6 protein-coding genes are annotated in these 7,009 nt (G+C 71.0%); 1 reads left to right on the forward strand and 5 read right to left on the reverse strand.

The annotated features are described in order from the left end of the window. The 5 genes from mutL to ACFR9S_RS08550 form a co-directional block, all read right to left on the reverse strand. A partial coding sequence (mutL, locus tag ACFR9S_RS08530) for a DNA mismatch repair endonuclease MutL (protein WP_379818422.1) occupies positions 1–1,099 on the reverse strand: 1,099 nt, incomplete at its 3' end. 2 nt (positions 1,100–1,101) lie between these two features. Then, the gene (locus tag ACFR9S_RS08535) at positions 1,102–1,488 is read right to left on the reverse strand and encodes an NUDIX domain-containing protein (RefSeq protein WP_379732227.1); all 387 of its coding nucleotides are present in this window, start codon (positions 1,486–1,488) and stop codon (positions 1,102–1,104) included. Positions 1,489–1,561: 73 nt separating this feature from the next. Further along, positions 1,562–4,246, reverse strand: coding sequence for a DNA mismatch repair protein MutS (mutS, locus tag ACFR9S_RS08540; protein WP_379818423.1), 2,685 nt, complete (start codon positions 4,244–4,246; stop codon positions 1,562–1,564). A 231-nt stretch (positions 4,247–4,477) separates the two neighbouring features. After that, positions 4,478–5,128, reverse strand: coding sequence for a DsbA family oxidoreductase (locus ACFR9S_RS08545; protein ID WP_379818424.1), 651 nt, complete (start codon positions 5,126–5,128; stop codon positions 4,478–4,480). Positions 5,129–5,179: 51 nt separating this feature from the next. After that, positions 5,180–6,526, reverse strand: a complete 1,347-nt coding sequence (locus ACFR9S_RS08550) for a GTPase (RefSeq protein WP_379818425.1) — start codon at positions 6,524–6,526, stop codon at positions 5,180–5,182. 87 nt (positions 6,527–6,613) lie between these two features. Between ACFR9S_RS08550 and ACFR9S_RS08555 the strand changes: the two genes are divergently transcribed. Beyond that, the coding region (locus tag ACFR9S_RS08555; protein WP_379818426.1) for an amidohydrolase family protein at positions 6,614–7,009 on the forward strand (396 nt) is incomplete at its 3' end.

The following is a 7,009-nucleotide window of genomic DNA, read 5'->3' on the forward strand; positions in this document are numbered from 1 at the left end:
CCTCCTCGTCGTCGACCCCGGGACGGACCGGCGTCTCGTCGGCCTGCGAGCGCCCGCGGGGCGCGGAGGTCCGGATCAGCCCCTCGGCCAGCAGCGCGTCCTCGACGGCCTCGCTCACGGCGTCCCGGACGCCCGCCTCGTCGTCGAAGCGGACCTCCAGTTTGCGGGGGTGGACGTTCACGTCGACGGTCGCGGGATCGAGTTCGACGAACAGCACCGCGAACGGGTAGCGGTCCGGCGCCAACTGCCCGCCGTAGGCGTCGAGCACCGCCTCCCGGAGCGCCGAGGCGGTGACGTAGCGATCGTTGACGAACGTCGAGAGGTACTCCCGGCCCGCGCGGGTAGTCTCGGGGTGAGAGACCAGCCCCTGCACGGAGTGAACGGGGGCGTCGTCGCTCTCTGCGGACCACTCCACGTCGACCATCGACTCCGCGACCTCGCGGCCGTACACCGAGAGCACCGTCGAGCGGAGGTTTCCGGTGCCGTCGGTCGCGAACACCTCGCGGTCGTCGTGCTCAAGCGAGACGGCGACGCCGGGGTTGGCCAGCGCGTACTGCGTGGCGACGGTGTTGACGTGGTCGAACTCGGTCGCGTCGGTCTTGAGGAACTTCCGCCGGGCGGGGACGTTGTAGAACAGGTCCTCCACTTCGACGACCGTCCCCGCCGGGCAGCCCGCCGGTTCGGGGTCGCCGATGTCGCCGCCGGTGACGGTGAGCTCGTGGCCCATCTCGCCGCCGCGGGGCTTCGAGCGGACCGTCGTCCGGGAGACCGCGCCGATAGCTGCGAGTGCTTCACCGCGGAACCCCAGCGTCCCCACGCCGGCTTCGAGGTCGGCGATGTCGCCGATCTTCGAGGTGTGGTGATCCCGGACCGCGAGGTCGAGTTCCTCGGCAGTCATGCCGACGCCGTCGTCGCGGACGCGGATGCCGTCCTTGCCGCCGCGCTCGACCGCGATCGAGACGCGGTCGGCGCCGGCGTCGATGCTGTTCTCGACCAATTCCTTGACGACGGAGGCGGGGCGCTCGACCACCTCGCCGGCGGCGATGCGCTGGACCGTCTCGTCGTCGAGCGCGGTGATGTCCGGGGTGTCCTCGGCCATGATCAGAACACCGCCCGCTCGATCGCGTCCTTCTGACTGCTGTTCAACTCGCGCTCGACGGCCTCCTCGGGGGCGAGCCACACCGCCCGGACGTGGTCGCCCGCGAGCGTCACGCTCTCGGTCGGGCTGTGGGCGCGGTAGATGGTGGCGAACGCGCCGCCCTCGTCGATCTCCCAGGCGGTACTCAGCACGGGATCGTCGACGGCCGCGTCGATCCCGGTCGTCTCACGGACTGCGCGTTTCAGCCCCGGGACCGGCTGCTCGCCCACCCGGAGCTGCCCGCCGGGAAGCTCCCAGACGCCGTCCTCGTTCTCCAGCAACAGCAGGCGGCGCTCCGGCTCGGGGCCGAGCAGCACCGCCTTCTGGGTGACCGCGAACCGGCGGCTCACGGTCGACCCCCCGCGTCGACTCGCTGTGTGTGCATGGAGACACCCACAGGGCGCGGGACAAAGAACGATGCGCTCACTCGTCGAGCCGGGACTGCCACTCCTCGACGCGCTGCATCAGTTCGATCGGCGAGATCTCCGCCACGTCGGTCCCGTCGAGTTCCTCCAGCACGTCGGCGGCCTCGGGATCGACCGCCTCGCCCTCGACGCCGCCACCGTCGCCGACGGTTTCCGGGGTCGTGTCGGCTGCTCCGCCGCTCGGCTGGCCGGCGCTCGTCGCGCCCGCGAAGCTCCCCGAACTCAGGTCGAAGACGGCCTGTTTCGTCTCGCCGTCCCCGCCCGAGCCGCGGGCCTCGATCGCCTTCTCCTCGCGCAGGCGGTCGAGCACGTCGCCCGCGCGGTCGACCACGGGGCCGGGCACGCCCGCGAGGTCGGCGACGTGAATCCCGTAGGAGCGGTCAGTCGGGCCGTCGCGGACGGTCCGGAGGAACGTCACGTCGTTCCCCTCGCCCGGCTCGCCGTCGACCGCGACGTGGACGTTCGCGACGCCCTCCAAGTGGTCCGCGAGCGTCGTGAGTTCGTGGTAGTGGGTCGCGAACAGCGTCTTCGCCCGGACCTCGTTGTGGAGGTACTCCGTCGCCGCCCACGCGATCGAGATGCCGTCGTACGTCGCCGTCCCGCGGCCCACCTCGTCCAGAATTACGAGCGAGTCCTCGGTCGCGGAGTGGAGGATGTTCGAGAGTTCCTGCATCTCGACCATGAACGTCGAGCGCCCCTGTGCGAGCTCGTCCAGCGCGCCGACGCGGGTGTAGATCCCGTCGACGAGGCCGACCTCCGCCGACCGTGCGGGGACGAAGCTCCCGGCCTGCGCCAAGAGGGTGATCAGCGCGGCCTGTCGCATGTACGTCGACTTCCCGCTCATGTTCGGCCCCGTGACGATCAGGAACCGCCGGTCGCGGTCGAGGTGGAGGTCGTTCGGCACGAACTCCGTCGTGGTCTCGACGACGGGGTGGCGGCCGGCCTCGACGTGCAGCGCGTCGCCGTCGGTGAGTTCGGGGCGGGTCCAGTCGTTGCGCGCGGCGTGGTCTGCCAGCGAGGCCAGTGCGTCGACTTCGGCGATGGCGCGCCCGGCGTCCTGCAGGAGTTCGGCGCGGGCGGCGACGCGCTCGCGGAGTTCTTCGAACAGTTCGTACTCCAGTTCCCCGCGAGCCTCCTCGACGCGCATGATCTCCCGCTCCTTCTCCTCGAGCTCGTCGGTGACGAACCGCTTGGAGTTCTTGAGCGTCTTCACCTCGCGGTAGTGTTCGGGCACCTGATCGGCGACGCTCTTGCCGACCTGGATGTAGTAGCCGTCGGTCTTGTTGCGGTCGACGGTGACGTGTGAGAGCCCGTGCTCCCGCTTCTCACGGTCGGCGAGCGTGTCGAGGAACCGCTCTAGCTCCTCGTGGCGCTCGATCAGTTCGTCGAGTTCCTCGTCGTACCCCTCGCGGAAGATCCCGCCCTGCGTGACCGTCTTCGGCGGGTCGTCGCGGATCGCCGCGTCGAGTTCCTCCCGGAGGTCGGCGGCGGCCGCGCGGTCGGGCTTCGCGAGCAGGTCCGGCAGCGGCGAGGTCGCGAGCGGCGTGTCGTCGATCGCGTCCTCCAGCGCGGGCAGCACCGCGAGCGTCTGCTTCACCGCGAGCAGGTCGCCCGCGTCCGCGGAGCCGGAAGCGGCGCGGGACGCCAGCCGTTCGAGGTCGTAGGCGTCGTCGAGGCAGTCACGCAGGGCCTCGCGGGCCAGCGCCGCGCTCGCGAGCGACTCGACGGCGTCGTGCCGCCGGGCGAGCAATTCCTGATCGCGGCGCGGCCGCGTGATCCACTCCCGGAGCAGCCGGCGCCCGGGCGAGGAGACCGTCGCGTCGATGGTGTCGAACAGCGCCCCCTCGCTGCCGCCCTGCATCGTCTCGACCAGTTCGAGGTTGCGCTGCGTGGTCGCGTCGAGGTCGAGGTGGTCGTCGGGGCGGTAGTGCTGGAGCCGGCTCATCGCCGCCGAGACGCCGAGACCGGTGTCATCGACGTAGGCGAGGATCGCGCCCGCCGCTTGGACGGCGGGGGAGTCGTGGTCGAGGCCAATGCTCTCCAAGGTCGACTCCCCGAACCGCTCGCGGACGCGGTGGCGCGCACGGCCGGGGCCGAACTCGTCGCTCGGGCGCAGCGTGTGGGTGGCGTCGAGGCGTTCCTGCAGGCGCGAGAGCAGGGGATCGTCGGTCCGTACCTCGGGGCCGGGGAGGAGTTCGGTGGGGGCGAAGCGGTAGAGTTCGGCGCTCGCGGCGTCGGCGCCGTCGACGGCCGTGACGAGGAAGCGGCCCGTGGTGATGTCGGCGAACGCGAGGCCGTACTCGCCGGATTTCCCTTCGACGACCGCCGCGAGGTACTGCGCGTCGTCGTCGGTGGTCTCGACGAGCGTTCCGGGCGACGCGAGGCGGGTGATCTCGCGGTACTTCGAGCCGTCCTCGGCGTCGAACTGGTCGGCGACGGCCACGCGGTAGCCGCGTTCGACCAGCGCGGTCAGGTAGGGGGTGAGCTCCGAGAGCGGGACGCCCGCCATCGGGTAGGAGGAGCCGTGAGAGGACTTCTGGGAGATCGTGAGGTCGAGCTCGTCGGCGACGGTCTCGGCGTCGTCGGCGAACAGCTCGTAGAAGTCGCCACACTGCATCATCAGCAGATCCGCGTCGGTCTCGGCCTTCAGAGAGAGGAACTCCTCGACGATTCCCTGCGACATGGAGGTGTCTCGGTGGGTTGGTGGCTAAAGCCCTGCGGGTCGCTGGCGGTCGCTGTCTCGACCGTGGATAAACGGTCCGCCGTGGGTGAACGGCCACGTCTGGCCGACCGCACGGCGATGCGCGCATCGCCGCGGTGCCACCCCGATAAGGCCCCTACCCCGAACCGGGGCGACATCGCGACACCCGACCGAACGGAGTCGAGGTATAAGTGTTTCGTGGGATTCGGGCGTTCAGCCCTCGATCAGGCGCTCCAGCTGCTCGGGCGGCACCGCGCCGCGGGCGGCGTGGCCGTCGGCGGCGAACGTCGGCACGCCGGTGACGCCGCGGTCGCGGGCGGTCTGGAACTGCGCCTCGAGGCGGTCGGCCCACTCCTCGTCGGTCGCCGCCTCGCGGATCTCCTCGGCGTCGAGGCCGACCGACTCGGCCACGTCGGCGATCACGTCGGGGTCGCCGATGTCGCGGTGGTCGTCCCAGTACGCCGCGAACAGCGCGTCGTCGAACGCCTCGAACTGCTCGGGGTGCTCCTCGCGGACGTAGAACGCGGCCTGCTGGGCGTTCCAGGAGTCGGTGTCGGGCACCGCGTCGATGTCGAGGGCCACGTCGTACTGCTCGCTCAGGCGGTCGACGTTCTCCCGGACCTGCTCGAAGTAGTCGTCGTCCTTCCCGTCGTCGACGTCGTCCCGGATCTGTCGGTCTTCGTCCCGCTTGTACCCGCGGAGGTCGAACGGATGCCACTCCACCGCGAGCGGGGCGTCCCGGCTCTCGCGGTACTGCGCCAGCGACGCGCGACCCAGATAGCAGAACGGGCAGACGTAGTCGCTGAACACCACTACCTCGTCGGCCTCGGCGTCGGTGTCGACGACGCCGTCGGATTCGGACATACCGTGTCCAGACGCTGAACCGGGAAAAGGACCGGGGTAGCGGCCTGTGCGCTACGTCGACAGGCCGAGCGCGTCGGCGTGATCGTCGAGCAGGCCGGCGAACTCCCAGCCTTTGGGTTCGACCCGGTAGCGCACTCGAACCACCGGCACGTCCACGTCGACGACGCGACCGAGGTCGTGGGGGGTCCCCGCGAGCACGAGCTCCGGATCGGCGTTCTCGATCGTCGCTTCGAGGTCGGCGATCTGCGCCTCGCTGTACCCCATCGCGGGCAGCACGCGGTCGAGGTGGGGGTACGCCGCCAGCGTGTCGGCGACAGACCCGACCGCGTGCGGTTCGGGGTCGATCCGTGCGGCGGCGCCGAACTGCTCGGCGGCGACCGTGCCGGCGCCCGTGCTCGCGTCGCCGTGGGTCAGCGTTGGCCCGTCCTCGACGACCAGCACCTCGGCGCCGTCGACGGCCTCGGCGTTCTCGACGCTCACCACTGAGTCGGCGTGGAGGATCTCGGCGTCGGGGTTGACCGACTCGACGTTCTCGACCACCTGCTCGATATCTTCCTGCTCGGCGCTGTTCTCCTTGTTCACGAGCGCGTAGTCGGCCATCCGGAGGTTCGCCTCGCCGGGGTGGTAGCGCGTCTCCGCGCCGGCCCGCAGCGGGTCACAGAGCACGACGTGGAGGTCCGGCTCGACGAACGGGAGTTCGTTGTTGCCGCCGTCCCAGAGCAGCACGTCGGCCTCGTCGGCGGCCCGCCCGATCACGTCGGCGTAGTCGACGCCGGCGTAGACGACGTGGCCGCGCTCGATGTGTTGCTCGTACTCCTCGCGCTCCTCGATCGTCACGCCCGCCTCGTCGAGGTCGGCCATCGTCTCGAAGCGCCGGACGCGCCCCTCGACGAGGTCACCGTACGGCATCGGCTCGCGGACGACGGCGGTCTCGACGCCGCGGGACTGGAGTTCGTCCGCCAGCGCACGGCTGACCTGAGACTTCCCGCAGCCCGTCCGGACGGCGTCGACGGCGATCACCGGCACCGACGCCTCGATCATCGCGGTCTCTGGCCCGCGGATCTCGAAGTCCGCGCCCGCGGCGATCGCCCGGGAGCCGGCGTGCATCACCGTCTCGTGGCTCACGTCGGAGTAGGAGAAGACGACGGTGTCGACGTCCTCCTCGCGGACCAGCGCCTCCAGTTCGGACTCGGGGGAGATGGGAATCCCCTCCGGGTAGCCCTCGCCGGCGAGTTCGGGCGGGTAGCGTTCGTGGCCGCCCTCGGCCGTCTCGCCGAGGTTCTGTCCCGGCGCCGCCGTGAACGCGACGACACGGGCGTCGTCGCGGCCGCGGTAGGCGGTGTTGAAGTCGTGGAAGTCCCGCCCCGCCGCGCCCATGATGAGCACGCGTTCGGTCATTCGCTCCGGCGTTGGGCCGGCGGGGCGAAAAGGCTACTCGCCGCCCGCCGCCGAAGCTTCAAGCACGCCCCCGCCGAGGCCCCGCGCATGGACACGCTCGTCACGAACGGGACGCTGCTCACGATGCGGGGCGAGAGGCTCGGGATCGTGGATGGAGACTCGCCGGCGAGGGAAACCGGCGAGGGCGGTGGTGCCGTCGCGGTCGACGACGGCCGGATCAGCTACGTCGGCCCGGCGGCCGAGGGACCGGATCCGGGAGACGCCGAGGAAGTCGTCGACGCGGAGGGCGGCGTCGTCATGCCCGGGCTGGTGAACGCCCACACCCACATGGCCCACACGCTGCTCCGCGGCGGGGCGCAGGACGTGCCCGAGATCGAGTGGATGAACCGCGCGCTCGGCCCGCTGTCGGCCCACGCCGACGAGGCCGACCGCATGTTCAGCGAGGCCGGCTTCCCCGAGCGCGAACACGTCGTGATGCAGGCC

This window comes from Halolamina salina (assembly GCF_042678005.1).
Taxonomy (GTDB): Archaea; Halobacteriota; Halobacteria; order Halobacteriales; family Haloferacaceae; genus Halolamina; species Halolamina salina.